General features: G+C 72.2%; 22 protein-coding genes and 1 riboswitch. Of the genes, 14 read left to right on the forward strand and 8 right to left on the reverse strand.

Annotated elements, in window-relative coordinates; translation table 11 throughout:
* Positions 1-49: 49 nt before the first annotated feature.
* On the reverse strand, positions 50-1288 hold the full coding sequence (gene glyA / locus ACQP1P_RS06785; protein WP_433084169.1) for a serine hydroxymethyltransferase: 1239 nt from the start codon (positions 1286-1288) through the stop codon (positions 50-52).
* Between the two features lie 16 nt (positions 1289-1304).
* Positions 1305-1391, reverse strand: a riboswitch (ZMP/ZTP riboswitch).
* A 17-nt stretch (positions 1392-1408) separates the two neighbouring features.
* The gene (gene ilvD, locus ACQP1P_RS06790) at positions 1409-3262 is read right to left on the reverse strand and encodes a dihydroxy-acid dehydratase (protein ID WP_433084170.1); all 1854 of its coding nucleotides are present in this window, start codon (positions 3260-3262) and stop codon (positions 1409-1411) included.
* 214 nt (positions 3263-3476) lie between these two features.
* Here ilvD and ACQP1P_RS06795 point away from each other — a divergent pair, with 214 nt between their 5' ends.
* Genes ACQP1P_RS06795 through ilvC form a run of 3 tightly spaced genes read left to right on the forward strand, consistent with a single transcriptional unit; the run spans position 3477 to position 6881 of the window.
* On the forward strand, positions 3477-5312 hold the full coding sequence (locus ACQP1P_RS06795) for an acetolactate synthase large subunit (protein ID WP_433084172.1): 1836 nt from the start codon (positions 3477-3479) through the stop codon (positions 5310-5312).
* 14 nt (positions 5313-5326) lie between these two features.
* Positions 5327-5845: an acetolactate synthase small subunit gene (gene ilvN / locus ACQP1P_RS06800; protein WP_344613581.1), complete on the forward strand. Its 519-nt coding sequence runs from the start codon at positions 5327-5329 to the stop codon at positions 5843-5845.
* Positions 5846-5867: 22 nt separating this feature from the next.
* A complete protein-coding gene (gene ilvC / locus ACQP1P_RS06805) occupies positions 5868-6881 on the forward strand; it encodes a ketol-acid reductoisomerase (protein WP_433084174.1) in 1014 nt (337 codons plus the stop codon).
* A gap of 176 nt (positions 6882-7057) precedes the next feature.
* Here the strand turns inward: ilvC and ACQP1P_RS06810 are convergent, their stop codons facing one another.
* On the reverse strand, positions 7058-7489 hold the full coding sequence (locus tag ACQP1P_RS06810; protein ID WP_433084176.1) for a TipAS antibiotic-recognition domain-containing protein: 432 nt from the start codon (positions 7487-7489) through the stop codon (positions 7058-7060).
* 123 nt (positions 7490-7612) lie between these two features.
* On the opposite strand from ACQP1P_RS06810, the gene ACQP1P_RS06815 reads away from it, so the two are divergent.
* The 4 genes from ACQP1P_RS06815 to ACQP1P_RS06830 all read left to right on the forward strand — a co-directional run bounded on the left by ACQP1P_RS06815 (position 7613) and on the right by ACQP1P_RS06830 (position 13236).
* The gene (locus ACQP1P_RS06815; RefSeq protein WP_433084178.1) at positions 7613-8758 is read left to right on the forward strand and encodes a serine hydrolase domain-containing protein; all 1146 of its coding nucleotides are present in this window, start codon (positions 7613-7615) and stop codon (positions 8756-8758) included.
* 287 nt (positions 8759-9045) lie between these two features.
* Entirely contained in the window at positions 9046-10656 is a 1611-nt protein-coding gene (gene serA / locus ACQP1P_RS06820) for a phosphoglycerate dehydrogenase (RefSeq protein WP_433084180.1), read from the forward strand.
* A 248-nt stretch (positions 10657-10904) separates the two neighbouring features.
* Positions 10905-11933: a 3-isopropylmalate dehydrogenase gene (locus ACQP1P_RS06825; protein ID WP_433084182.1), complete on the forward strand. Its 1029-nt coding sequence runs from the start codon at positions 10905-10907 to the stop codon at positions 11931-11933.
* Between the two features lie 205 nt (positions 11934-12138).
* Positions 12139-13236 carry a branched-chain amino acid aminotransferase gene (locus ACQP1P_RS06830; protein ID WP_433084183.1) on the forward strand — a complete coding sequence of 366 codons (1098 nt, stop codon included), beginning with the start codon at positions 12139-12141 and terminating at the stop codon, positions 13234-13236.
* Positions 13237-13459: 223 nt separating this feature from the next.
* Here the strand turns inward: ACQP1P_RS06830 and ACQP1P_RS06835 are convergent, their stop codons facing one another.
* Positions 13460-13729 (reverse strand): hypothetical protein, encoded by a 270-nt coding sequence (locus ACQP1P_RS06835; RefSeq protein WP_433084185.1) that lies wholly within the window; start codon positions 13727-13729, stop codon positions 13460-13462.
* A gap of 233 nt (positions 13730-13962) precedes the next feature.
* Positions 13963-14493, reverse strand: coding sequence for a carboxymuconolactone decarboxylase family protein (locus tag ACQP1P_RS06840; RefSeq protein WP_433084187.1), 531 nt, complete (start codon positions 14491-14493; stop codon positions 13963-13965).
* Positions 14494-14825: 332 nt separating this feature from the next.
* Between ACQP1P_RS06840 and cimA the strand changes: the two genes are divergently transcribed.
* Positions 14826-16427 (forward strand): citramalate synthase, encoded by a 1602-nt coding sequence (gene cimA / locus ACQP1P_RS06845; protein WP_433084188.1) that lies wholly within the window; start codon positions 14826-14828, stop codon positions 16425-16427.
* Positions 16428-16551: 124 nt separating this feature from the next.
* On the opposite strand, the gene ACQP1P_RS06850 is transcribed toward cimA, so the two are convergent.
* Positions 16552-17040, reverse strand: coding sequence for a hypothetical protein (locus ACQP1P_RS06850; RefSeq protein ID WP_433084190.1), 489 nt, complete (start codon positions 17038-17040; stop codon positions 16552-16554).
* 115 nt (positions 17041-17155) lie between these two features.
* Positions 17156-18166, reverse strand: coding sequence for an endonuclease/exonuclease/phosphatase family protein (locus tag ACQP1P_RS06855; RefSeq protein ID WP_433084192.1), 1011 nt, complete (start codon positions 18164-18166; stop codon positions 17156-17158).
* A gap of 89 nt (positions 18167-18255) precedes the next feature.
* Between ACQP1P_RS06855 and ACQP1P_RS06860 the strand changes: the two genes are divergently transcribed.
* From ACQP1P_RS06860 to ACQP1P_RS06885, 6 genes are all read left to right on the forward strand, one after another.
* Positions 18256-18999, forward strand: coding sequence for a prolipoprotein diacylglyceryl transferase (locus tag ACQP1P_RS06860; RefSeq protein ID WP_433089876.1), 744 nt, complete (start codon positions 18256-18258; stop codon positions 18997-18999).
* Positions 19000-19108: 109 nt separating this feature from the next.
* A complete protein-coding gene (locus ACQP1P_RS06865) occupies positions 19109-19477 on the forward strand; it encodes a hypothetical protein (RefSeq protein ID WP_433084194.1) in 369 nt (122 codons plus the stop codon).
* Positions 19474-21036, forward strand: coding sequence for a radical SAM protein (locus ACQP1P_RS06870; protein ID WP_433084195.1), 1563 nt, complete (start codon positions 19474-19476; stop codon positions 21034-21036). Before ACQP1P_RS06865 ends, ACQP1P_RS06870 begins: the two co-directional genes overlap by 4 nt.
* Positions 21033-21290 carry a hypothetical protein gene (locus ACQP1P_RS06875; protein WP_433084197.1) on the forward strand — a complete coding sequence of 86 codons (258 nt, stop codon included), beginning with the start codon at positions 21033-21035 and terminating at the stop codon, positions 21288-21290. Before ACQP1P_RS06870 ends, ACQP1P_RS06875 begins: the two co-directional genes overlap by 4 nt.
* Positions 21291-21319: 29 nt before the next feature.
* Positions 21320-22006: a hypothetical protein gene (locus tag ACQP1P_RS06880; RefSeq protein WP_433084199.1), complete on the forward strand. Its 687-nt coding sequence runs from the start codon at positions 21320-21322 to the stop codon at positions 22004-22006.
* Between the two features lie 3 nt (positions 22007-22009).
* The gene (locus ACQP1P_RS06885) at positions 22010-24319 is read left to right on the forward strand and encodes a glycogen debranching N-terminal domain-containing protein (protein ID WP_433084201.1); all 2310 of its coding nucleotides are present in this window, start codon (positions 22010-22012) and stop codon (positions 24317-24319) included.
* A 579-nt stretch (positions 24320-24898) separates the two neighbouring features.
* Here ACQP1P_RS06885 and ACQP1P_RS06890 read toward each other — a convergent pair.
* Positions 24899-26236: a PQQ-dependent sugar dehydrogenase gene (locus ACQP1P_RS06890; RefSeq protein WP_433084202.1), complete on the reverse strand. Its 1338-nt coding sequence runs from the start codon at positions 26234-26236 to the stop codon at positions 24899-24901.
* Positions 26237-26246 lie beyond the last annotated feature (10 nt).

The following is a 26246-nucleotide window of genomic DNA, read 5'->3' on the forward strand; positions in this document are numbered from 1 at the left end:
CAGCTCCCGAACCTCACGCGCCACATGCAGCGGAGCGCCCCCTCGGGCGTCAGCGCAGCGGGTAGGCCGAGAGCAGCTCCCGAACCTCACCGGCGATCACGTCGAGCGCGGCGTCGTCCGACTTCAGGGCGGCGTCCACGGCGCGGGAGATCCACGAGGCCACCTGGGGCATCGCGGACTCCGTGAGGCCGCGGGTGGTCAGCGCGGGAGTGCCGAGGCGCAGACCGGACGGGTCGAAGGGCTTGCGGGTGTCGTACGGCACCGTGTTGTAGTTCGTCTCGATCCCCGCGCGGTCGAGGGCCTTCGCGGCCGGCTTGCCGCCGATGCCCTTGCCGGTGAGGTCGAGCAGGAGCAGGTGGTTGTCGGTGCCGCCGGACACGAGGTCGAACCCGTGCTCGAGCAGGGCCGAGGCCAGGGCGCGGGCGTTGGCGACCACCTGCTGGGCGTACACCTTGAAGGAATCTTGGGAAGCCTCGCCCAGGGCGACCGCGATCCCGGCGGTGGTGTGGTTGTGCGGGCCGCCCTGCAGGCCCGGGAACAGGGCCTTGTCGATGGCGGACGCGTGCTGCGCGGTGCACATGAGCATGGCGCCACGCGGGCCCCGCAGCGTCTTGTGCGTCGTGGTCGAGATGATCTCGGCGTGCCCGACCGGGGACGGGTGCGCCCCGCCCGCCACGAGGCCGGCGATGTGCGCGATGTCCGCGACGAGCACGGCGCCCACCTCGCGGGCGATCTCGGCGAAGCGCGGGAAGTCGATCGTGCGCGGGATGGCCGTACCGCCGCAGAAGATGAGCCGCGGGCGCTCCCGCAGCGCCAGGTCACGCACCTCGTCGAGGTCCACGCGGCCGGTATCGCGGCGCACCGAGTACTGCACCGGCCGGAACCACTTGCCCGTCGCCGACACCGGCCAGCCGTGCGTGAGGTGCCCGCCCATCGGCAGCGCCATGCCCATGACGGTGTCGCCGGGCTTGGCCATGGCCAGGTAGACGGCGAGGTTCGCGGGCGAGCCCGAGTACGGCTGGACGTTCGCGTGCTCGACGCCGAACACGTGCCTGGCCCGCGCGATCGCGAGCTCCTCGATGGGGTCGATGAAGCGCTGGCCCTCGTAGTACCGCTTCCCGGGGTAACCCTCGGAGTACTTGTTGGTCAGCACGGAGCCGGTCGCCTCGAGGACGGCCCGGGACACGTAGTTCTCCGAGGCGATCATCCGCAGCGTGTCGTGCTGGCGCTGCTCCTCGCCCTCGACGAGCGCGGCCAGCTCGGGATCCACCAAGCGCAAAGAAGACATGCAGCCTCCTGATACGTCGGGACACCCAGGCGCGCGGTGCCCGCGATCGGAAGCTCCCCGGTGGTCGGTTCCACCTTGATGTGCGCCAGTCGCGATGACTGACGCACATCCTAGTGGAACTTAGGGAACCCGGCGATAAGCTCCGTCACTCGCCGAGGTCGCCATCGACGCGTACGCCCGCAGCGCCGCCGACACCGGCCGCTCGCGGTCGAGCGGGGTGTAGGGCCGCTCCCGCTTGTCCTGCGCGATCTTGCGCGCGGCCAGCTCCTCGTCGCTGACGACGAGCTGGATGGAGCGGTTCGGGATGTCGATGTCGATGCGGTCGCCGTTCTCGACGAGCGCGATGAGGCCGCCGCCGGCCGCCTCCGGGCTGATGTGCCCGATCGACAGGCCCGACGTGCCGCCGGAGAAGCGCCCGTCGGTGATCAGCGCGCAGGCGCGGCCGAGGCCGCGGCCCTTGAGGAAGCTGGTCGGGTACAGCATCTCCTGCATGCCGGGGCCGCCCTTGGGCCCCTCGTACCGGATGACGACGACGTCGCCCTCCACGACCTCCTTGGCCAGGATGCCGTCGACCGCCGCCTCCTGGGACTCGAAGACGTTCGCGCGGCCGGAGAACGTCAGGTTCTCTTCGGGCACGCCGGCCGTCTTGACCACGCACCCGTCGGGCGCGAGGTTGCCGAAGAGGATCGCCAGCCCGCCGTCCTTGGTGTAGGCGTGCTCGACGCTGCGGATGCACCCGTTCTCGCTGTCGGTGTCGAGCGAGTTCCACCGGTTCTGCGTGGAGAACGGCTCGGTGGTGCGCACGCCCCCGGGCGCGGCGTGGAACAGCTCCAGCGCCTGCTCCGAGGCCTTGCCGCCGCGGATGTCCCACTCGTCGATCCACTCGCGGAAGGTCGGGGAGTGCACCGACCAGACCGACTCGTCGATCAGCCCGCCACGCGACAGCTCGCCGAGGATGGCGGGGATGCCGCCGGCGCGGTGCACGTCCTCCATGTGGTACTTCTGCGTGTTCGGCGCCACCTTGGCCAGGCAGGGCACGCGGCGCGAGATCCCGTCCATGTCGGCCACGGAGAAGTCGAGCTCGGCCTCCCGGGCGGCGGCCAGCAGGTGCAGCACCGTGTTGGTGGACCCGCCCATCGCCACGTCCAGCGCCACCGCGTTCTCGAAGGCGGGCCGCGAGGCGATCGCCCGCGGCAGCACCGAGGCGTCGTCGGAGAAGTAGTAGCGCTTGGCGAGGTCGACGATCAGCGACCCGGCCCGCTCGAACAGCGCCCTGCGCGCCGCGTGCGTGGCCAGCGTCGAGCCGTTGCCCGGCAGGGCCAGCCCGATCGCCTCGGTCAGGCAGTTCATGGAGTTGGCGGTGAACATGCCCGAGCACGAGCCGCACGTCGGGCAGGCGGAGCGCTCGATCTGGCCGAGCTGCTCGTCCGTGACGGACTCGTTGGCGGAGGCGATCATCGCGTCGATGAGGTCGAGCTTGGCGTCCTGCTCGTGGACGACGCCCTCGATCGAGATGGTCTTGCCGGCTTCCATCGGGCCGCCGGAGACGAAGACGGTGGGGATGTTGAGGCGGAGGGCGGCGAGCAGCATGCCGGGCGTGATCTTGTCGCAGTTGGAGATGCACACGAGGGCGTCGGCGCAGTGGGCCTGCACCATGTACTCGACGGCGTCGGCGATGAGCTCGCGGCTGGGCAGCGAGTAGAGCATCCCGCCGTGGCCCATGGCGATGCCGTCGTCGACGGCGATGGTGTTGAACTCCTTGGCGACCCCACCGGCCTCGGCAACCGCGTCGGCGACGATCATGCCGAGGTTGCGGAGGTGGACGTGGCCCGGCACGAACTGCGTGAAACTGTTGGCGATGGCGACAATCGGCTTGCCGAAGTCGGAGTCGGTCATGCCGGTGGCGCGCCACAGGGCGCGTGCGCCGGCCATGTTGCGACCAGAAGTGGAAGTCTTGGACCGCAGCTCGGGCATACCTGCGAGTCTGACACGTTCCGCATCCTGGGATAGGTTGACTCAGGCCATGAGATGCGCCAGAGTGGGCTCATGTCGTCGAGGTCGCTCCGAGTACTTATCATCTAGCGCGCCGACGCCTGCCGTCAGCGCGCTAGCCCCCCGTGCCGAGCACGTGGGGTTTTTTCATGTCCGGAGCCTTGCCTAGACACCTTCGAGCGAAAGTGCGAAAGCGATGACGAGACCCACGCCAGAAGTCCTCGCCCACCGGGGGCACCCCGCACCGCCCGCCACCGCGCCGGCCGCCGACAAGAAGGCCCAGCCGGAGCTGCTCACCGGGGCGCAGGTACTCGTCCGCTCGCTCGAGGCCCTCGGCGCCGACGTCGTGTTCGGCATTCCGGGCGGCGCGATCCTCCCGGCGTACGACCCGCTGTTCGACTCCGAGAACGTCCGGCACATCCTGGTCCGCCACGAGCAGGGGGCCGGCCACGCCGCCACCGGCTACGCGCAGGCGACCGGCAAGGTCGGCGTGTGCATGGCCACCTCCGGCCCGGGCGCGACGAACCTGGTGACCCCGATCGCCGACGCCTACATGGACTCGGTCGCCATGGTCGCGATCACCGGCCAGGTCGCCTCCGGCTCGATCGGCACGGACGCCTTCCAGGAGGCGGACATCGCCGGCATCACGCTGCCGATCACCAAGCACAACTACCTGGTCCAGTCGGGCGAGGAGCTGCCCCGGGTGCTCGCCGAGGCGTTCCACCTGGCCGGCACCGGGCGCCCGGGCCCCGTCCTGGTCGACATCCCCAAGGACGTGCTGCAGAACAAGACCACGTTCAAGTGGCCGCCGACCATGGAGCTGCCCGGCTACCACCCGACCCTGCACCCCCACGGCAAGCAGATCCGCGAGGCGGCCCGGCTGATCGCCGGGGCCAAGCGCCCGGTGCTCTACGTCGGCGGCGGCGTCATCAAGGCCCACGCCTCCGAGGTGCTGCTGAAGCTGGCCGAGCTGACCGGCGCCCCGGTCGTCACGACGCTGATGGCCCGCGGCGCCTTCCCGGACTCCCACCCGCAGCACATGGGCATGCCGGGCATGCACGGCTCGGTCGGCGCGGTCTACGCGCTGCAGAAGTCGGACCTGCTCATCACCATCGGCGCGCGGTTCGACGACCGGGTGACCGGCGAGCTGTCGACGTTCGCGCCGAACGCGGCGGTCATCCACGCCGACATCGACCCGGCCGAGATCGGCAAGAACCGCACCGCGGACGTGCCGATCGTCGGCGACGCCAAGCACGTGATCGAGGAGCTGCTCGCCGCCGTCTCGGCCGAGCACGCGGCCGGGCGCAAGCCGGTGCTCACGGACTGGTGGGCGACCCTGGACGACATCCGCGGCCGCTACCCGCTGGGCTACGAGGAGCCCTCGGACGGGACGCTGTCGCCGCAGTACGTCATCGAGCGCATCGGCAAGCTGGTCGGCCCGGAGGCGATCTACACCGCGGGCGTGGGCCAGCACCAGATGTGGGCCGCGCAGTTCGTCAAGTACGAGCACCCGGCCACCTGGCTCAACTCGGGCGGCCTGGGCACCATGGGCTACGCGGTGCCGGCCGCGATGGGCGCCAAGGTCGGCCGGCCGGACAAGGTGGTCTGGGCGATCGACGGCGACGGCTGCTTCCAGATGACCAACCAGGAGCTGGCCACCTGCGCGCTGGAGGGCATCCCGATCAAGGTCGCCGTCATCAACAACGGCAACCTGGGCATGGTCCGGCAGTGGCAGACGCTCTTCTACGACCAGCGGTACTCCAACACCGAGCTCGGCACCCACAAGCACCGCATCCCGGACTTCGTGAAGCTCGCTGACGCGCTGGGCTGCTTCGGGCTGCGCTGCGAGACCAAGCGCGACGTCGACGCGACGATCGAGGCCGCGATGAAGGTCAACGACCAGCCCGTCGTCATCGACTTCGTGGTCGGCAAGGACGCGATGGTGTGGCCGATGGTCCCGGCCGGCACGAGCAACGACGAGATCATGTTCGCGCGGGGCGTCCGTCCCGCGTTCGACCAGGACGACGTGTAGGAGTAGCACCGACCATGGCCAAGCACACCCTCTCCGTCCTGGTGGAGAACAAGCCCGGCATACTGGCCCGCGTCGCGGGGCTGTTCGCCCGCCGCGGCTTCAACATCGACTCCCTGGCCGTCGGCGAGACCGAGCACCCCGAGGTCTCCCGGATGACGATCGTGGTCAACGCGGACGAATCCCCGCTGGAACAGGTGACCAAGCAGCTCAACAAGCTCGTGCAGGTCCTGAAGATCGTCGAACTCGACACCACCGCCAGCGTGCAGCGCGAGCTGCTGCTGGTGAAGGTGCGCGCGGAACGCCCGGTGCGCTCGCAGGTCCTCGAGACCGTGAACCTGTTCCGGGCCCGCGTGGTCGACGTCGCCGCCGACGCCCTCACCATCGAGGCGACCGGCACGTCGGAAAAGCTGGACGCGCTGCTTCGTGACCTGGAGCCGTTCGGTATCAAGGAAATGGTCCAGTCCGGCGTCGTGGCCATCGGCCGCGGCTCCCGCTCCATCACGACCGGTCCGGCGCTCCGCGCCGCCTCCTGAAATTCTCGAAAGGAACAAGCACATGCCCGCCGAGGTGTTTTACGACGACGACGCCGACCTGTCGTTGATCCAGGGCCGCAAGGTCGCGGTGCTGGGGTACGGCAGCCAGGGTCACGCCCACGCGCTGAGCCTGCGCGACTCCGGCGTCGACGTGCGCATCGGCCTGCCCGAGGGGTCCAAGAGCCGCGCCAAGGCCGAGGAGCAGGGCCTGCGCGTCCTCACCCCGGCCGAGGCGAGCGCCGAGGCAGACGTGATCATGATCCTGGCGCCCGACACGGTGCAGCGCTCGCTGTACTCCGAGCACGTGGCCCCGAACCTGACCGCCGGCAAGGCGCTCTTCTTCGGCCACGGCCTCAACATCCGCTTCGGGCTGATCACGCCCCCCGCGGACGTGGACGTGTGCATGGTCGCCCCGAAGGGCCCGGGCCACCTGGTCCGCCGCCAGTTCGTCGACGGCAAGGGCGTGCCCTGCCTCGTCGCGGTGGAGCAGGACGCGACCGGCAACGCGCTGCAGCTGGCGCTGGCCTACGCGGCCGGCATCGGCGGCACCCGCGCCGGCGTGATCAAGACCACCTTCAAGGAGGAGACCGAGACGGACCTCTTCGGCGAGCAGGCCGTGCTCTGCGGCGGCGCGTCGGCCCTGGTCCAGACCGGCTTCGAGGTGCTCACCGAGGCGGGCTACGCCCCGGAGATCGCCTACTTCGAGTGCCTGCACGAGCTCAAGCTCATCGTGGACCTGATGTACGAGGGCGGCATCGCCCGCATGCGCTACAGCGTCTCCGACACCGCCGAGTACGGCGACTACACCCGTGGCCCGCGCGTCATCGACGCCCGGGTCAAGGAGGAGATGCAGCGCATCCTGGGCGAGATCCAGTCGGGCGAGTTCGCCCGCGAGCTGATCGCCGAGGACGACGCCGGCCGCCCGAACTTCACCAAGTACCGCGAGCAGGGCGCCAACCACCCGATCGAGGAGACCGGCAAGCAGCTGCGCTCGATGATGAGCTGGGTCGACCGCCCCATCACCGAGACCGCCTGACCAGACCGCCTGACCAGATCGCCTGATCAGAGCGCCTGATCAGAGCGCCTGATCTGGAACAACGCGGCCCCTCTCGCTTCGAGAGGGGCCGCGGTTGTTCATGGCTCGGGTCCGCGGTGGTCCGGACCGTCGCTCCCGCCAGGAATCCCGACGTCCGTGGGTGGCGAAGAGCCGGCTCAGCTCATTCGAGCCGCGTTGGCCCGGATGGCATCGCGGATGTACGCCGCGAGCCCCGGGTGCTCGGTGTCGTAGTTCGCGGTGAACCGGGGATCGGACACGTACATCTCGCCGAGCCCCTGGTGGACCTCGGTCGAGCAGTCGTAGAACCAGCGGCTGATGTGCTGGCGGTGCGCCTCGGCGAGGTCCATGGCCCGCTCGTCGCCGGCCGGGACGCCGTCGTCGAACGCCGCGGCGAACCGCGCCGTGTTCTCGGCCGCCTCGGCCTTGATCCGCTCCCAGTCGGCCTTGGTGTACTGCGCCGTGCGGCGGGCGGACTGCTGGTACGCCTCGGTGGAGCCCCAGCGCTGCTCGGCCTCCTCAGCGTGCTGATCGGGATCGAAGGAGCCGAACAGGTCCCGCTTCTCCTCGGGTGTCAGGTTCATCGTCATGCCATCAGCCTGAGGTCTCCAGCCGCTGGAGAGTCAATCCTCTGGAGCGGGACAAGTCCGAGTTCTTCGTGTCCGAATTTATCCGACTTATCGGCATGAAACCCGCGCTGTTACCGTGACCCGATGAGCGAGCTGGAGCAGATTCTCGCACCATATGTCCGGTCCGGCGCCATCCCCGGCGCCGTGGCCGTGCTCGATCGCGCCGGTCGGCGCGAGGTCGCCGTCGTCGGCGACGCGATCCTCGGCACCGCCCCGATGACCGAGGACGCCCTCTTCCGCATCGCCTCCGCGACCAAGCCCATCACCGCGGCGACCGTGCTGAGCCTGGTCGACGAGAGCGCGGTACGCCTGGAGGATCCGGTGCGCGAATGGCTGCCGGAGCTGTCGTCCCCGCTGGTGGTCCGGACCCCGGACGCGCCCGCCGGCGACGTGGTCGAGGCGGCCCGCCCGATCACCGTGCGCGACGTGCTGACCTCGACGACGGGCTGGGGCTTCCCGTCGGACTTCACCCTGCCCGCGGTCGAGGCCCTGTTCCCGGTCCAGCAGGACGGCCGCAACGTGCAGGCGTTTCCCCCGCGCGACCAGTGGCTGTCGGAGCTGGCCCGCGTGCCGATGCTCCATCAGCCGGGCGAGGCGTGGCTGTACGACACCAGCTCCACCATCCAGGGCGCCCTCGTCGAACGCGTCACGGGTCGCGGCCTGGGCGAGGCGATGACGGAGCGCGTCTTCGCCCCGCTGGGGATGGCGGACGCGGCGTTCTCGGTCCCGGGACCGAAGCTGGGCCGCCTGACCGCGTACTACCGCCCGGGCGCGGAACCCGGCCGATTCGAGCTCGGGGACGCGCCCGACGGCCAGTGGAGCACGCCACCGGCCTTCGAGCTCGGCAACGGCGGCCTGGTCATGACCGCGGCCGACTGGGTCGCGTTCGGCCGGATGCTCCTGCGCGGGGGCACGGCCCCGGACGGCCGCCGCGTCCTGTCCGAGGCGTCGGTCCGGGCGATGACCACCGACCGGACGACGCCCGCCCAGCGCGCCTCCGCGGGCCTGTTCCTGGAGGAGGGCCAGGGCTGGGGCTACGGCGGCTCCGTCGACCTGACGGCCGCGGGTCCCGGGCTGGTGCCGGGGCGCTACGGCTGGGTCGGCGGCACGGGCACCTCGGCGTACGTGACCCCGTCGACCTCCACCGTGGCCGTCCTCTTCACCCAGCTCGGGGCAGACGGCCCGGGGCTGCCGGCGTGGGTGCGCGACTTCTGGCGCTACGCGGCCTGACTCGGCCTCAGCAGCGCACCCGGCCCCTGTCCGCGTCGTGGTCCTTGTTCGCGCGGCCGCGTGGTGGTCGTGTGCGGGGCGCGGATCTCGGGCGCGCGGGCGCGGGGCCCGGCCGGCTCACGCTGTGATCGCGCTCACTTGATTGGGTCGGGAAGGGGTGGGACGGCGGGCCTACCATCGCCTGAAGAGGCCGTCCGCCCGGCCCCGTCGCGGTTTCCCCAGTGCGTGGCGGGCAGTGTCGCGCGCCCCGCAGCCGACGCCAACCGAAGCCTGGAAGTCGAGGTCCCATGACCCTCCCTCCTGACCGCCCGGTGGTGCTCATCGCCGAGGAGTTGGCTCCGTCCGCTCTCGAGGTGCTCGCCGACGACTACGAGGTTCGTCACATCGACGGTACCGACCGCCCCGCTCTGCTGGCCGAGCTCGCCGACGCCAGCGCCGTGATCGTTCGCAGCGCCACCCGCATCGACGCCGAGGCCGTAGCCGCGGCGCCTCGGCTCAAGGTCGTCGCCCGCGCCGGGGTCGGCCTGGACAACGTCGACGTGCCGGCCGCCACCGCGCGCGGCGTGATGGTCGTCAACGCGCCCACGTCCAACATCGTCTCCGCGGCCGAGCAGGCCGTCGCGCTGCTGCTCGCCGTCGCGCGCAACACCGCCGCCGCGTCCGCGGCGCTGAAGGCGGGGGAGTGGAAGCGCTCGAAGTACACCGGCGTGGAATTGTCCGGAAAAATCGTCGGAGTGGTCGGGCTCGGGCGCATCGGTGTGCTCTTCGCCCAGCGCATGGCGGCGTTCGGGGTCCGGCTGGTCGCCTACGACCCGTACATCCAGCCGGCGCGCGCGGCGGCGCTCGGAGTACGGCTGCTGGGGTTGGACGAACTCCTCCGGGAGAGTGACTTCATCTCGATCCACCTGCCCAAGACGCCGGAGACCGTCGGGCTGATCGGCGTGCGCGAACTGTCGATCGTCAAGCCGGGCGTGCGCATCATCAACGCGGCCCGCGGCGGCCTCGTCGACGAGCAGGCCCTCGCCGACGCGATCGCCGACGGGCGGGTGGCCGGCGCGGGCATCGACGTGTTCAGCAAGGAGCCGTGCGTCGCCTCGCCGCTGTTCGCCTTCGACAGCGTGGTCGCCACCCCGCACCTGGGCGCCTCCACGGTCGAGGCGCAGGACAAGGCCGGGCTCGCGGTCGCGCGCTCCGTCAAGCTCGCCCTCGACGGCGAGTTCGTGCCGGACGCGGTGAACGTCCAGGTCGGCGGCATGGTCGCGGAGGAGGTGCGCCCGCTGCTGCCGCTGGCGGAGAAGCTCGGCGCCGTGTTCACCGCGGTCGCGGGCGGCATCGCGGCGTCGGTGACCGTCGAGGTGCACGGCGAGGTGGCCAAGCACGATGTGTCGGTGCTGAAGCTGGCCGCCACGAAAGGCCTGTTCGGCAGCGTGGTGGCGGAGCAGGTGACCTACGTCAACGCCCCCCATCTGGCCGCCGACCGCGGGGTCGAAGTAGCACTCGCGGTCTTCACCGACTCATCCGACCAGCCCAACCTGGTGACCGTGCGTGGAGCCCTGCCGGACGGGCGGGTAGCCTCGGTGTCCGGTACGTATGTCGCGGGCCCGCGCGAGGCGCTGAAGCTGACCGAGATCGACGGCTTCAGTCTCGAGCTGGCGGCGGAGGGCGTGCTGCTGTTCTTCCGCTACGCCGACCGCCCCGGTGTGGTGGGCACGGTGGGGTCGATACTGGGTTCGGCGGGGGTCAACATCGGTTCGATGCAGGTTGCTCGGCGCGAGGCCGGCGGGGAGGCGCTCATGACGCTGACCGTCGACCAGGCGGTGGCGGCGGATCTGCTCGGCGAGGCCCAGCAGGCCATCGGTGCGACCGCCGCGAGCACGGCGGACCTGTCCGCCGACTAGGACTTTCCTCTCACGAGGGCGGGGAGCGTGGCGGCGCTCCCCGCCCTCATTCCTTGCGTGGCCCGGTCGCGCGGGCGCAGGGGAGTGGGTGCCTCGTCGTCGCGCGGGGGCGAATGGCAGAGTGGGCCGCACGCGAGCGGCCGCCGCAGCCGGCCCGGCATCACCCCGCGTGTTCTCATGGAGCGGGACGCGCGTCCACGGAATAGGACAGCGGCGTACGGTTGAGCGGTCTACGAAAGGGGTCAGAGGTGGCGAAGATCGCGGTTGTGGCCGGTGACGGCATCGGCACCGAGGTGGTGGCGCAGGCGCTCAAGGTGTTGCGCGTGGTCCTGCCCGGCGTCGAGACGACCGACTACGACCTGGGCGCCGCCCGGTACAACCGCACCGGCGAGGTCCTCCCCGGCAGCGTGCTCGAGGAGCTGCGCGGCCACGACGCCATCCTGCTCGGCGCGGTCGGCGACCCCAGCGTCCCCCCGGGCGTGCTGGAGCGGGGCCTGCTGCTGAAGCTGCGGTTCGACTTCGACCAGTACGTCAACCTGCGCCCCTCCCGCCTCTGGCCGGGCACCACCAGCCCGCTGGCCGGGGTGAAGCCGGGCGAGATCGACCTCGTCGTGGTCCGCGAGGGCACCGAGGGCCTGTACGTCGGCGCCGGCGGCAACCTGCACCCCGACACCGCGGCCGAGGTCGCCACCGAGGAGAGCCTCAACACCCGCCACGGCGTCGAGCGCGTCATCCGCGACGCCTTCGCCCGGGCGGCCAAGCGCCCGCGGCGCAAGGTGACGCTCGTGCACAAGACCAACGTGCTCACGCACGCCGGTGGGCTGTGGGCGCGGACCTTCAACGCGGTCAAGGGCGAGTTCCCGGACATCGAGACCGAATACCAGCACGTCGACGCGGCCGCGATGTTCCTGGTCACGAATCCGCAGCGGTACGACGTCGTCGTCACCGACAACCTGTTCGGCGACATCCTCACCGACATCGCCGCGGCCGTCACGGGCGGCATCGGCCTGGCCGCGAGCGGCTCGATCAACCCGGAGCGGGCGTTCCCGTCGATGTTCGAGCCCGTGCACGGATCGGCTCCCGACATCGCCGGCAAGGGCGTCGCCGACCCGTCGGCCGCGGTGCTCTCGACCGCGCTGCTGCTGGACCACCTCGGCCACCCCGAGGCGGCCGCGCGCGTGACCGAGGCCGTCGGCAACGAGGTCGCGGGCCGCACCCCCGGCTCGGCCCTGTCCACCGACGCGATCGGCGACCGGCTCGCGGCCGCGGTGGCCTGACCCGCCACGCGTCAGCAGGGCCACACCCCGGCTCCAGAGCGTCGAACGAGGGGAAAGCCCGGGCCGATCGGCCCGGGCTCAACGCCGGAATCCTCCACACCATTGGAACCTCCGCGCGCTGGCTGCGATTGAACGTCCGTTCGGGTAAGTTGGCGGCACGGCACGCGGCCTGAGCGTGCCACCGCGACCTTTTGTGGAGGCATGCATGAACGGCGGTGAAACGCTCGATTTCGAGATCCGTCCGAATCCCCAGCCCGTAGCCGCCGCGGAGCGATCCGCGCTCATGGCCAACCCGGGCTTCGGCCGGATCTTCACCGACCACATGGTCACCGTGCGCTACGCCGAGGGCAAGGGCTGGTACGACGCCCGGGTCGAGCCGCGCGGCCCGATCCCGATGGACCCGGCGAGCGCGGTGCTGCACTACGCGCAGGAGATCTTCGAGGGGCTCAAGGCCTACCGGACGGCCGACGGCGGGGTGTCGATGTTCCGCCCCGACGCCAACGCGGCGCGGTTCCGCGACTCGGCCCGGCGCCTGGCGATGGCGCCGGTGCCGGAGCGGCTCTTCCTGGACTCCCTCGAGGCGCTGATCCGCGCCGACCGGGACTGGGTGCCGACGGACCCGGAGGGCAGCCTCTACCTGCGGCCCTTCCAGTACGCCAGCGAGGTCTTCCTGGGCGTCAAGCCGTCCTCGGAGTACCTCTTCCTGGTCATCGCCTCGCCGGTCGGCAGCTACTTCAAGGGCGGCGTGCAGCCCGTGAGCGTGTGGGTGTCGCGGGAGTACACCCGCGCGGCCCCCGGCGGCACCGGCGCGGCGAAGTGCGGCGGCAACTACGCCGCGAGCCTCGTGGCCCAGGCCGAGGCCATGGAGCACGGCTGTGACCAGGTGGTCTTCCTCGACGCGGTGGAGCAGAAATACGTCGAGGAGCTCGGCGGCATGAACGTGTTCTACGTGTTCGACGACGGCTCGATCAGCACGCCGCCGCTCACCGGCTCGATCCTGCCCGGCATCACCCGCGAGTCGGTCCTGCGCCTGGCCGCGGACCGGGGGCATGTGGTGCGGGAGGAGCTGTACTCGTACGAGCAGTGGCGCGCCGACGCCAACTCGGGCCGGCTGCGCGAGGCGTTCGCGTGCGGGACGGCGGCGGTCATCACGCCGATCGGAACGGTCCGCGACGCCGACGGGGAGTTCACGGTCGGCGAGGGCAAGGCCGGCGAGGTGACGATGGGGCTGCGGGAGCAGCTCGTGTCCATCCAGCGCGGCACCGCGCCGGACCCGCACGGCTGGGTCCATCGCGTCTTGTAACGCCTCGTTCACACAGCGGCGCCGGGATTCGTTCCCGGCGCCGTTTGTGCTCTTCCGGACTTTTCCGGCTCGGGGGCAATCGCACCCATTTTCGAGGCGCCCGCCGGGTGCGATCAATGCACCACGGCTGAGCTGCGCATATATCGCCGGTCAGGGTAAATGTCGGATATGTTGGCCGCTTCGGCCGCCGCGAAGCGGCCGACATATCCGGGCCGGCAACCGACTACGCCGACCAGCGGCCCAGATTCGAGTTGCGGCCCGTCGCCGGCCGTAAGCTCCGCGGCGACGGCCGATCGTAGGCCAGCTGCAGCGCCTCCTCCGACAGTTGCGCATCCGGGCACGGCCAGAACGCCTTGCAATCGCAGAAGTTGTCGGTCCGCGGCCGGTGGGCGTCACGCAGGGCGCGCGCCACGCGCCACAGCATCGGGTCGGCGCAGCCGAGCGGCGGCTCGACGGGCGGCTCGACCGGTTCACGCGGTACCTCGTCGATCATGCCGCGCCCCTGAAGACGTGAGACTCGACCATGCTGCGCCCCCAAAAGACCCCGAGACCGATTGCGCACCCGATTGAGCACCGGATGTGCCGATAGCAACGGTAACGGTGAATCCGCGACTGGCGCAGACACGCTGTGCGCAACTTGCACGAGCGGGGTACGGGCGAACGAGGCCGGAAAATGCGTACGGGTGCCGGAGCCGCCACTCCGACACCCGTACAAGAGGAAAGCTCCTAGAAGGAAGCCGCCTCTGCATCGAGGGTTACCGCCAGCGCGTGAACAACCGCGGCGACGCGCAACACCTCGTCGACCGCTTCGCGGGACACCCCTGCACCACGAAGCGATCTTTCGTGCGATTCCAGGCACACCCCGCACCCGGTGATCGCGGATACTGCCACTGACCACGCCTCGACGTCGGCGGCGCCGACCCCGGGCGTGGAGGAGACCTGGCGGCGCAGACGCGCGGGCAGGCTCTGGTACGCCTCGTCACCGATGAGGTGCTTGGCGCGGAAGTAGACGTTGTGGATGGCCATCCGCGACGCGACCGCCTTCGCGGCCTCGATCGCCTCCGGCTTGAGCCGGCCGGCCGCCTCGCTGGTGACCTCGCGGATCACCGTCGCGCTGCGGGTCGTCATCGCGCTGGCGAGCACGGCGCCCCACAGCTGCCGCTCGGTCAGCAGCTCCGTGGCGAGGACGGAGTCGAGGTTCAGCCGCAGATCGTGCGCGTAGGGCGGAACCGCCGCCTTCAGCGTCTCGATGGACATGTCACCTCACCCCCTCACCAACGGTGATCGACGCCCCCGGGCGGGTCGTCGTTCCGGACTGGCTCCAACCTTGACCGACGCTCGTTACGAGGACGTGACGAACAGGGTGAATCGTGAAGCAGATCACCCTGGATCTCAAAATCCGGAATCACGTGTCACGGAAGGCCCGTTGGTGGCAAGCTACCGAACGTGACTCGGCTCATTATTGGCCCCTAGCGCGCCCGGCAACCACCCGCCGGACGCGCAGACCTCTCGCATTTGCGGGGGGTCTTTTTGTTGGCCCCGATCCGCCGAGCCCGAAGGCCCCCACTTCCCGCCAAAGGAGCACAACCATGCAGGTGTACGACACGACGCTGCGCGACGGGGCCCAGCGTGAGGCGATCAGCTACTCGGTCGTGGACAAGCTCGCGGTCGCGCGGCTGCTCGACGAGTTCGGCGTCGGGTTCATCGAGGGCGGGTGGCCGGGGGCCATGCCGAAGGACACCGAGTTCTTCCGCCGGGCGCGCACGGAGCTCGACCTCAAACACGCGGTGTTCGTCGCGTTCGGCGCCACCCGCAAGGCGGGCGTCCGCGTCCAGGACGACCCCCAGGTCCGGGCGCTGCTGGAGGCCGAGACCCCCGCCGTGACGCTCGTGGCCAAGTCGGACATCCGCCACGTGGAGCGCGCGCTGCGCACGACGCGCGAGGAGAACCTCGCGATGGTCCGCGACACCGTGGAGTACTTCGTCTCCGAGGGCCGCCGGGTCTTCCTCGACTGCGAGCACTTCTTCGACGGGTACCGCTTCGACCCCGACTACACCGCGTCCGTCGCCGCGGCCGCGCTCGCCGCCGGCGCCGAGGCCGCCGTCATGTGCGACACCAACGGCGGCATGCTGCCCTCCCTGATCACCCGCACGATCGCCGAGGTCAAGGACCGGCTCGCGGTCGCGCTCGGGGTCAGCGCGCAGGAGGCCGTGGCCCGGCTCGGCATCCACTGCCAGAACGACACGTCGTGCGCGGTCGCGAACACCGTCGCCGCGGTCGAGGCCGGCGTCCCGCACTTCCAGTGCACCGCCAACGGCTACGGCGAGCGCCCCGGCAACGCCGACCTGTTCGCCGTCGTCGGCAACCTGCAGCTCAAGCTCGGCATGCCCGTCCTACCGGAGGGGTGCATCGAGCAGATGGTGCGCGTCTCGCACTCCATCGCCGAGATCGCCAACATCGCACCCGACACCCACCAGGCCTACGTCGGGTCGTCAGCGTTCGCTCACAAGGCGGGCCTGCACGCGAGCGCGATCAAAGTGGATCCCGTGCTCTACAACCACATCGACCCGGTCGTCGTGGGCAACGACATGCGGATCCTGGTCACCGAGATGGCCGGCCGGGCCAGCATCGAGCTCAAGGCGCGCGAGCTCGGCGTCGACCTGGCCGGCAACCCCGAGGCCCTGTCGCGGGTCACGAACCGGGTCAAGGAGCTCGAGGCCCGCGGCTGGTCCTTCGAGGCCGCCGACGCGTCGTTCGAGCTGCTCGCCCGGGCCGAGCTGGCCGACGGGGCGCTGCCGAAGCCGTTCGCGCTGGAGTCGTACCGGGTGCTGGTCGAGCACCGCGAGGACGGCGCCGTCGTGTCGGAGGCGACCGTGAAGGTCCGCGTCCGCGGCGAGCGGGTCATCGCCACCGCCGAGGGCAACGGCCCCGTCAACGCGCTCGACGAGGCGCTGCGGGTCGCGCTCACCCGCCACTACCCGGAGCTGGGCCGCTTCCAGCTCGCCGACTACAAGGTGCGCATCCTCGAGGGCAGCCACGGCACCGGCGCGGTGACCCGGGTGCTCGTGGAGACCCACGCGACCGGGGACGACTGGACCACCGTCGGCGTGCACGAGAACGTCGTCGAGGCCAGCTGGCAGGCGCTGGTCGACGCGCTGACCTACGGCCTGTCGCACGCGGTGCGCGTCTGAGCAGTTCTTCGCCCTTGACACCGCGGACACGGCTAGGGCGGTCCCTCCGGCCGAAGGCCCTCGGGACCGCCCTTTTGTCTGGCGGGAGCAACGGTCAGCTACTGACGCGGACCCGAGCCATGATCTATGGGCATTTGCTCTGTTTGTAGGCGGCGAGCGCGGCGGCGTCGGGCTCGAAACGCCAGAGCCCGTTCTGGTACTTCACCGTGCTCTGCCCCGTCATCTGGCCGGTCCCGGCGGCGGGGGTGTGCGTCCACTTGATCGTCGCCGTCGAGTCGTCCACCGGCGTCACGCCCGTGACCTGATACTCGCCCTGCTGCCCGGTGCAGGTGGCGACCAGGTCGATGTACGCGTCCTTGCCGATCGCCGACTTGGCGCTGTCGGTCCACAGGTCATAGGCGCCGGCCCAGTCGCCGTCCGACAGGTTGTCGAACACCTGCTCGGCCGTCACCTGCGCCGACTGCGCGTCCTGCGGCTGCGCGGTCACCTCCACCGTCGGCCGGTCCGACGCGGGGTCCGCCTTGTCGTCCTGCTTGTCCGAGCAGGCAGCCGCCGCGCCCAGGATCAGCGGGACGGCGATGGCGAGCGCGAGGCCGCGAAACGTACGTGTCACCCATCCGCTCCAACGTGGTCTTCACTCGGGCGGGGGCCCGATCCGTACGTGAAGGTACTCCCGGCCAACGAACCGCGTATAGCCGGAGGTACGCCTTCGGTACGTTCGGCCGGTATCAGCCCTTCGGCAGGATGAGTTCGGCGAAGACCGCTTTGTGGTCGCTGTCGGGAACGCGGTGAACGGACACCTTCCGAACACCCACCCGCTTGTCCGCCACCACGTGGTCCAGGACCACGCCGGGGATGAACCAGCGCTCGTCGAAGGGCCACGACGCCGCGAACCCGGCCCCCGCGACGTCCGCGGCGTCGCGGTAGCCCGTGTCCAGCACCGCCCGGAACTTCTCGTGGTCCAGCGTCGCGTTGAAGTCGCCGATGAGCAGGTTCACCGCACCCTCCGGCGTCGCGGCCGGCTCCCGCACGATGTCGTGCTCCCAGCACGCCGCCCCGTGCGCGTCCGCGGGCGCGCACGGGTGCACCGACTCCACCCGCACGTCTGTCGCGCCCGGCACCGCCACGCCCGCCTGGGCCTGGCCGAAGTCGCTCGGGAAGTGGCGGTAGCCGAGGTCGGTCACCGGGAAGCGGCTGTAGACCGCGGAGCCGGTCACGCCCGGGCGCGGGTACGACACCGCGTTGGGCAGCATCGCGTCCAGCCCCGCGGTGTTCAGCGCGGCCTTGGCCTCCGGCGTGTACTCCTGCAGCGCCACCAGGTCCACGTGCAGATCCCGCACCAGGGCGACGATCGTGCCCGCGTCCGCGCCGCCCATGAGCATGTTGACGCTCAGCACCCGCAGCCCCGGCCCGTCCTGCGGCCCCGGGTCGCTGTCGGCGATCCAGCGCGGCAGCACGCAGGCCGCGAGCGCGACGGTCGCGACGGCGGTGATGACGGCCGGCCAGACCCGCTTCGTCAGCAGCGCCACGACGAGCGGGACGAGCGACGCGACCGCGACGTAGGGCGTGAAGGCGATGAGCTGGACGGCCGGGAAGCCGCTGTCGAGCCCGAGGAGGCGCAGCGCGGCCCAGGCCACGAACGGCACCGCCAGCAGCCACATCACGACGCTCCACCACCGGCTGCGCCGCTTGACCGGCTTCTCGGGCAGCAACGGCAGGGTGTCCTGCGTGGTGGCCATTCCACCAGGGTAGGGCAGCGACGCAAGGGCCAGACGCGCCCGGGCGCGCCCGGATGGCACTAGGCTCGGCAACCGTGCACCCGGTGATCATGCGGATCGGCCCGGTGGCGATCCTGTCCCACGACGTGTTCGTGGCGCTCGGCGTCGGGATCGCCGCCCTCGTGCTGCTCCAGGAGATCCGCCTGCGCCGGGCCGCGGACGAGCGCCTCTGGTACGTGCTGGCCGGCGCCCTCGTCGGCGGGGCGATCCTCGCGCGGCTGGGCACCTGGGCGCAGCACCTCGACCCGCGCGACAACGCCTCGTTGCTGGAGCAGTGGGCGTACGGCAACCGCAGCATCCTCTCCGGGCTCCTCGGCGCCTACCTGGGCGCCCTGCTCGGCAAGCGGATCGGCGGGTACCCGCACAAGACGGGCAACCTCTTCGCCCCCGCCGTCGCCGCGGGCATGGCGGTCGGCCGGATCGGCTGCCTGCTGGCCGAGCCGCCGGGCACCCCGACGCGCCTGCCCTGGGGCATCCGGCTCGACGAGGCGCACGCCGCGGCCATGCACGTGCCCGCGAACGTGCCGCTGCACCCCTCGTTCGTCTACGAGATCCTGTTCCACCTGGCCGCGTTCGCCGCCATCGTCGCCCTGCGCGACCGGGTCACCGCGCCCGGGCGCCTGTTCACGTACTACCTCGCCGCGTACGCCGCGTTCCGCTTCGGCGTCGAGTTCGTGCGCGGCAACGAGGTCGTGTGGGCGGGCCTGACCCGCTCGCAGCTGTTCCTGCTGGCCCTGCTGCCCCTGACCCTGGGGCGCTTCGTCTGGTCCAACAAACGCGTGGAGGCGACATGAGCGGTCCGGAGCGCGGCGGAGGGGACATGAGCGGTCCGGTGCGCGGCGGAGGGGCCGCTCATCGGCGATACCGGGCCGGCTCACGGCGCCGGAGCGAAGCGGAGGCGTCATGAGCTTCACCGTCCCGCCCCCGCCGCCCCTGCCGGGGCCCGACCGCCCCATCCGGCCCGGGCGCGTGTTCGCCGGCATCGGCATCGTCTTCGGCGCGCAGCTCGTCGCCGTGCTGCTCGGCGTCGGCGCGGTCGCGCTGGGCAACCGCAGCTCCGACCCGAACAACGGCCTGATCGGCTTGTGGCTGGAGGTCGCGCTGCAGGTCGCGCTGTTCGCCGCGTGCCTCACGTTCGGCATCATCTGGATCGTGCGCAAGGACCGCGGCATCGGCCTGGGCCTGCTCATCGGATGGGGCGCCAGCGTCCTGCTCTGCCCCGTCGTCGGCATCGGCGTGTGCCTCGCCGTCCTCAACCAAGGACAACTATGACCTCCTCCGGCATGCCGCTGCGCGGCGACCGCATCCACCGCTACGTCAACGCGTTCTGCCCCTCCTGCGCGTCCGAGCGGCCGGATCGTCCGCTGGAGACCGTCCAGCGCCTCTCGGGCTGGCTCGCGGAGCGCGACGGGCGGATCTGGCTCGAGCGCGGCTGCCCCTCGCACGGGCTGGTGCGCACCCTCTACGACGAGGAGCCGGAGATCCTGCGGTACCTCGAGCGCTGGACCGCCCCCACGAAGACCCACGTGCCCGACCTGGCCGGCAACTTCGCCCCGGTCCCGTCGGCCTACCTCGCCGGCCTGCCGGAGATGCAGACCCAGCACACCTGCATCCTGCTCGCCGACCTCACCGACAGCTGCAACCTGCGCTGCCCGACCTGCTTCACCGACTCCTCGCCGGCCATCGAGGGCGCCGTGCCGCTCGCCGACGTGCTCGCCAGTGTCGACACGAAGCTGTCGCGGGAGAACGGCCGCATCGACGTGCTCATGCTCTCCGGCGGCGAGCCGACCCTCTACCCGTGGCTCGCCGAGCTGCTCGACGAGGTCGGCCGGCGCAACGTCGTGCGGGTCCTCGTCAACTCCAACGGCGTGCGGATCGCCCGCGACGACGCGCTGCTGGACCTCCTCACCGAGCACCGGGAGCGGGTCGAGGTCTACCTGCAGTACGACGGCGTGTCCGAGCGCGCCGCCCGCCACCACCGCGGCGCCGACCTGCGCCGGCTCAAGGACCAGGCCGTGGAGCGCCTCTCCGCGCGCGGCATCTTCACCACGCTCACGATGACCTGCGCGCTCGGCGTGAACGACGACGAGATCGGCGCGGTCGTGAAGCGGGCGCTGGACACCCCGTACGTCGGCGGCGTCTCCCTGCAGCCCCAGTTCGGCTCCGGCCGCTCGGGCCCGATCGACCCGATGGACCGGCTCACCCACACCGGCGTCCTCGCGCGGCTCGGCCCGCAGACCGGCGACCTGGTCACCTGGCGCGACCTCACGGCGCTGCCCTGCTCGCACCCGCACTGCTGCTCGGTCGGGTACATGCTGCGCGACGACGCGGGCCAGTGGCAGTCGATGACCAAGCTCATCGGCCACGACCGGCTCCTGGAGTTCCTCGACCTCGCGCCCGACCTCGTCGCCAACCGCATCGCCGACGTCCAGCTCCCCGCGGCCCTGCGCGGCGCGGTCAAGGACTCGCTGCTCGGGCTGCTCTCGGAGCAGTCGTCGCTGTCCCACCCGGACGTGGGCGACCTGTGGCGCGACATCTGCGAGAACTGCGACCTGGGCATCTCGACGCTCACGACGCTCGTCTCGGCGTCGCTGCCGGGCGGCCGCCGGCGGCTGCGCAAGATGCTGGGGGAGCGGGTCAAGCGCATCACGGTCAAGCCCTTCATGGACATGCACACGATGATCGAGGAGCGGCTGCTGCAGTGCTGCGTGCACGTCGCGACCCGCCGCCCCGGCGAGTCCGGGCCGCAGGACCAGTGCGCGCCGTTCTGCGCCGTGCAGGCCTGGCCCGCGCTGTCCGCCCAGCGCCTGCCGCGCGCGGCCGCGCGATGACGGAGCAGCCCTACGACCCGCTGCGGCTGTGCGTGTACGCCACGATCGCGGCCCTGGCCTGGCTGCTCGGGCCGATCGCGGTGGTGGGGTTCGCGCTGCTCGGGTTCGCCGGGTACGTGCGCGCGCGCCGCCGCGGCCTCACACGGTCGAAGTGCGTCCTGCGCGACACCCGCCTCGTCCTGGCCTACCTCGGCGTCCTGGCGCTGGCCGGCTTCGTGGCGATCGGCTGGCGGGTGTACCACCTCCTCGCCTGACCGTCCGCGCAGGTCTACGGTTGGCGTCTGTGAGTGATCTCCCGCCCGCCCAGGTGCCCGGCTGGTTGCGCCGCACGGAAGCGGAGCAGCGCTGGCCCGCCGCGCTCGTCATCGCGATCGCCATCGTCATCCACCTGGTGCTGCCCGCCGATCTCGCGCCGCGCCCGCGCTGGCTGCTGCCCGGCCTGGAGGGCGCCGCGCTGCTCGTGATCGTGGTCGTCAACCCGCTGCGCATCAACCGCGAGACCCGCGTCCTGCGCCCCCTCGCGCTCGGCCTCGTCGCGCTGCTGACCGTCGTCACCGCCTGGTCGGTGTGGCTGCTCGTCCGGGCGCTGTTCGAGAAGCACCAGAGCGAGCTGCCGCCCGCCCACCTGCTGCTGTGGGGCGCCGCGATCTGGCTCACCAACGTGATCGTGTTCGCCCTGTGGTTCTGGGAGATCGACCGCGGCGGCCCGGCCGCCCGCGCGGACGCGGACAACCCGCACCCCGACCTGCTGTTCACCCCGATGCAGGTGCCGGACCTCGCGCCCCACGACTGGGAGCCCGGCTTCTTCGACTACCTCTACCTCGCCTTCACCAACGCGACCGCGTTCAGCCCGACGGACACGCTGCCGATGACCGTCCGGGCCAAGCTGCTGATGCTGGCCGAGTCCGTGGTCTCCCTGGTCACGGTCCTGCTGGTGGTGGCCCGGGCCGTGAACGTCATCGGCGGCTGAGGGATGCGGCCGCCGTACGTCCACGAGCACCTCACCTGCGTGGCCGCCCCCGCCACGTGGCTGTCGCCGCCCTCGGGCACCCTGTCCGGCGGCGCCGACGGCCTCTACGTGGAGGACCGCCGCGTGCTGTCGCACTGGCGCGTGACGGTCGACGGCGCCGAGCCCGCGGTGTCGGAGGCGTACCGGACGGGTGCGGCGTCGGCGCGTTGTTCCGCGGTACTGCACGATGCCGCCCTGACCCTGCGGCGCGACCGGCTCGCGGAGCCGACGGGCGGAACGGAGATCATCACGCTGACCAACGCCGCCTCGGAGCCGCGCACGGTCACGGTGAGGGTGCGGGCCGCGACCGATTTCGCACCGCTGGGCCTCGTCCGCGCGGGCGGCGTCGCCCAGGTGACCGGCACCGTCTCGCCCGAGCTCGAATGGCGTTCGGCCGATGGCATGTCGGTCCGGATCGAGGCGACGCCGCCGCCGGCCGTGACGACCGCGGGCGCGGAGGCGACGCTGCAGTGGCGGGCGGTCGTGCCCCCGGGCGCCGGCTGGTCCGCCGAACTGCGCGTGACCCGCACCGACATCCCGCCGATCGCCCGGCCCAAGCGGTTCAGCACCCTGCGCGTGGCCGCCGAGGACCACCGCCTGGACGCGCTCGTCCGCACCGGCGTGCAGGACCTGGACGCGCTGCGCCGCACCGAGGGCGCGCACGTGTACTACGCCGCCGGCAGCCCCTGGTTCCTGACCCTCTTCGGCCGCGACGCCCTGTGGTCCGCCCGCCTGGCCCTGCCGCTCGGCCACGACGTCGCCGCCGGCACCCTGCGCGCCCTCGCGGACCGCCAGGGCACCGCGGACGACCCGGCGACGGAGGAGCAGCCGGGCCGCATCCTGCACGAGCTGCGCCGCGCCGACAGCGCCCCGAGCTTCCCGCCGACCTACTACGGCACGGTCGACGCCACCCCGCTGTTCGTGAGCACCCTCGCGGAGGCCTACCGCTGGGGCATGCCCGCCGCGGCCGTCCGCGCCCTGCTGCCGAACGTCCGCCGCGCCCTGGCCTGGCTGCGGCGCCACGACGGCTTCATCACCCACTCGACCGGCGGCCCCGGCCTGTCCAACCAGGGCTGGAAGGACTCGGCGGAGGCCATCCAGCACGCGGACGGCCGCGCGGCGCGGGGGCCGATCGCGTTGAGCGAGGTGCAGGCGTACGCGTACCGTGCCGCCCTCGACGGCGCCTGGCTCCTGGAGCAGCTTTCGGACGGCGCAACTCCTCGCCCCGCGCTGTCCGGCCTCGCTGTGTCGTCCGGGCGCTCCGGCGCGGCGGAGGCTCTTGCGGGCTTGACGGGCTTGGCGGGCTTGGATGCGTGGCTCGCGGAGGAGGCCGGCGGGGGCTCGGACCCGGCGCGCCCGGCCGCCTTGGACGCGGACGGCGCGGGCGGCGCGGCCGGCGCGGACGTGGCCGGCGCGGGCGGCGCGGCCGGCGCGGGCGTGGCCGGCGCGGGCGGCGCGGGCGCGGGCGGCGGGGGCGGCGCGGGCGTGGCCAGCGCGGGCGGCGGGGGCGGCGCGGGCGCGGGCGGCTCCGGGGCCGAGTCCGCGGCGGACGAGGCGCAGCGGTGGCGAGCCTGGGCCGACGACCTGAGCGCCCGCTTCCGGGCGGCGTTCTGGTGCCCCGGCGGGCATCCGGCGATCGCCCTGGACGGTGACGGCCACCCGGTCGACCTGGTGGCGTCGAACATGGGCCATCTGCTGGGCACCGGACTGCTGACGCCGGAGGAGAGCGCCACCGTGGCCGGGCACCTGGCCGGGCTGCGCTCGCCGTTCGGGATCCGCACGGCGTCGCCGGCCTCGGCCGGGTACGACCCCCTCGCCTATCACCTCGGCTCCGTCTGGCCCCACGACAACGCGATCGCCCTGCTGGGCCTGGCGCACGACGGCCACCGCGCGGAGGCGTCGGCGGTGATCACGGCCCTGCTGGCCGCGGCGGAGCGGTTCGAGTACCGGCTGCCGGAGCTGTACGGCGGCGACGAGCGGCCCACGCCGTACCCGTTCGCCTGCCGCCCCCAGGCCTGGGCCGCCGCCGCGGCGCCCGCGATCCTGATCGCCCTGCTGGGCCTGGACGTCGACGTACCCGCGGGCCGCGTCACGTTCGCCCCGCTCGCCCCGTCCCCGGTCGGCGCGTACCGCGTCCGAGGCCTGAAGATCGCCGACGGCGAACTGGACGTGAGCGTCACGGCCGCGGGGGAGCTGACGGTCCACAATGGACCGGTCGGCGTGACGTTCCACAACGCCGACGGCAGCCCGGCCCGGATCGCCCGCCCGACCTAGCGCCTCCGCGCCTCCGCGCCTCCGCGCCTCCGCGCCTCCGCGCCTCCGCGCCTCCGCGCCTCCGCGCCTCCGCGCCTCCGCGCCTCCGCGCCTCCGCGCCTCCGCGCCTCCGCGCCTCCGCGCCTCCGCGCCTCCGCGCCTCCGCGCCTCCGCGCCTCCGCGCCTCCGCGCCTCCGCGCCTCCGCGCCTCCGCGCCTCCGCGCCTCCGCGCCTCCGCGCCTCCGCGCCTCCGCGCCTCCGCGCCTCCGCGCCTCCGCGCCTCCGCGCCTCCGCGCCTCCGCGCCTCCGCGCCTCCGCGCCTCCGCGCCTCCGCGCCTCCGCGCCTCCGCGCCTCCGCGCCTCCGCGCCTCCGCGCCTCCGCGCCTCCGCGCCTCCGCGCCTCCGCGCCTCCGCGCCTCCGCGCCTCCGCGCCTCCGCGCCTCCGCGCCTCCGCGCCTCCGCGCCTCCGCGCCTCCGCGCCTCCGCGCCTCCGCGCCTCCGCGCCTCCGCGCCTCCGCGCCTCCGCGCCTGGCGCTGTCGGCGGCTCGGGACACGAACCCGTCGGGCCGCGCGGTTCGGCGGGCGGCGGCGGCCCGCGCGTCAGTCGGCGCGCGGGGGCGTCAGGCGCAGGATGGTACCGCTGCCGTCGTCGCTGATCAGCAGCGTCCCGTCGGTGTCGACCGCCGCGTCCACGGGCCGTCCCCACCACTTCCCGTCCGCGCCCACGAACCCGGTCGCCAGGTCGACGGGGTCGCCCGGGCCGTTCGCCGTCCACGGAATGAACAACACCTTGTAGCCGGCCGGCTTCGTGCGGTTCCACGACCCGTGCAGCGGCACGATCGCCCCGCCGTTGTAGAACGTCAGGCCCAGCGGCGCGCTGTGCGCGGGCAGCCCCAGGTCGATCGGGTCGGCCTTGGCACAGTCGGCCTTCGAGCCGTCGCGGTTGAGCTCGTAGTCGCGCAGGAAGCCCATGTTGCGCAGGCCGTTGTCGCTGTTCGGGTTGCAGAACGGCCACCCGTAGAAGCCGCCGTCGCGGACCTTGATCATCTCCTCGGGCGGGTAGTTGTCGACGAACTGCGGCATGCGCTGGCCCTTGTCCGACTTGCCGTCGCCGTCGACGTCGCGGTCGTCCGGCACGAGCGTGTTGTCGCGGTTGTTCACGACGATCCAGAGCTCGTCGGAGCCGGGGCGGAAGGCGAGGCCCTCGGCGTTGCGGATGCCGTGGGCGAGCAGATGCCGCGACGCGTTCGTGCCCCCCGCGGCGTACGTGTAGATCGCCGCCCGCTCCGGGTCGCTCTCGGTGTCCGAGACGCAGGCGTTGCACGTGGAGGCGATCGAGACGTACAGCGTCTGGCCGTGCACGGCGATGTTCTTGAGCACGTGCGCGTAGGTGCCGCGCAGCTCGGGCGTGCTGGTGTCGGGCAGCCCGTCGGCGACGACCTCGCCGTTTCGCGCCTTCGTGTCGCCGTTGGTGTACGGGTACCGCACGACACGGTTCGACTCGGCGATGAACAGGTACGTCTGCCCGTTGACCGGCGCGAACACCATGTCGTGGGGCTGGCGCAGGCCCGTCGCGAACTCCGACACCGCGCCCGCGCGCACGAGCTGCACCTTGCCGGCGCCCGGCTGGGAGACCAGCAGGTCCCCGCTCGGCGTCAGGGCCATGAAGCGGGCCTTGTCGACCCGCGCGTAGACGGACGCCTTCCAGCCGGCGGGCAGCTGCAGGTACCGGTCCTGGTTGAACGGTGCGCCCCCGAGCCCGGACGGCACGTCGACCTTGACCCGGGTCGGCGCCCCGAGCGCCGGTGGGGCGGCGGTACCGTACGCGCCCGTGGTCCCCGGCCGCGCGGTCGCGGGCTCGGCCGATCCGCCGGGCGCGTCCGCGCACGCGGCGAGGGGCAGTGAGCAGGCGAGCAGCAGAGCGGCGAGCTTGCGCATGGCTCCGACG

Source organism: Dactylosporangium sp. CA-052675 (assembly GCF_050947935.1).
GTDB lineage: Bacteria > Actinomycetota > Actinomycetes > Mycobacteriales > Micromonosporaceae > Dactylosporangium.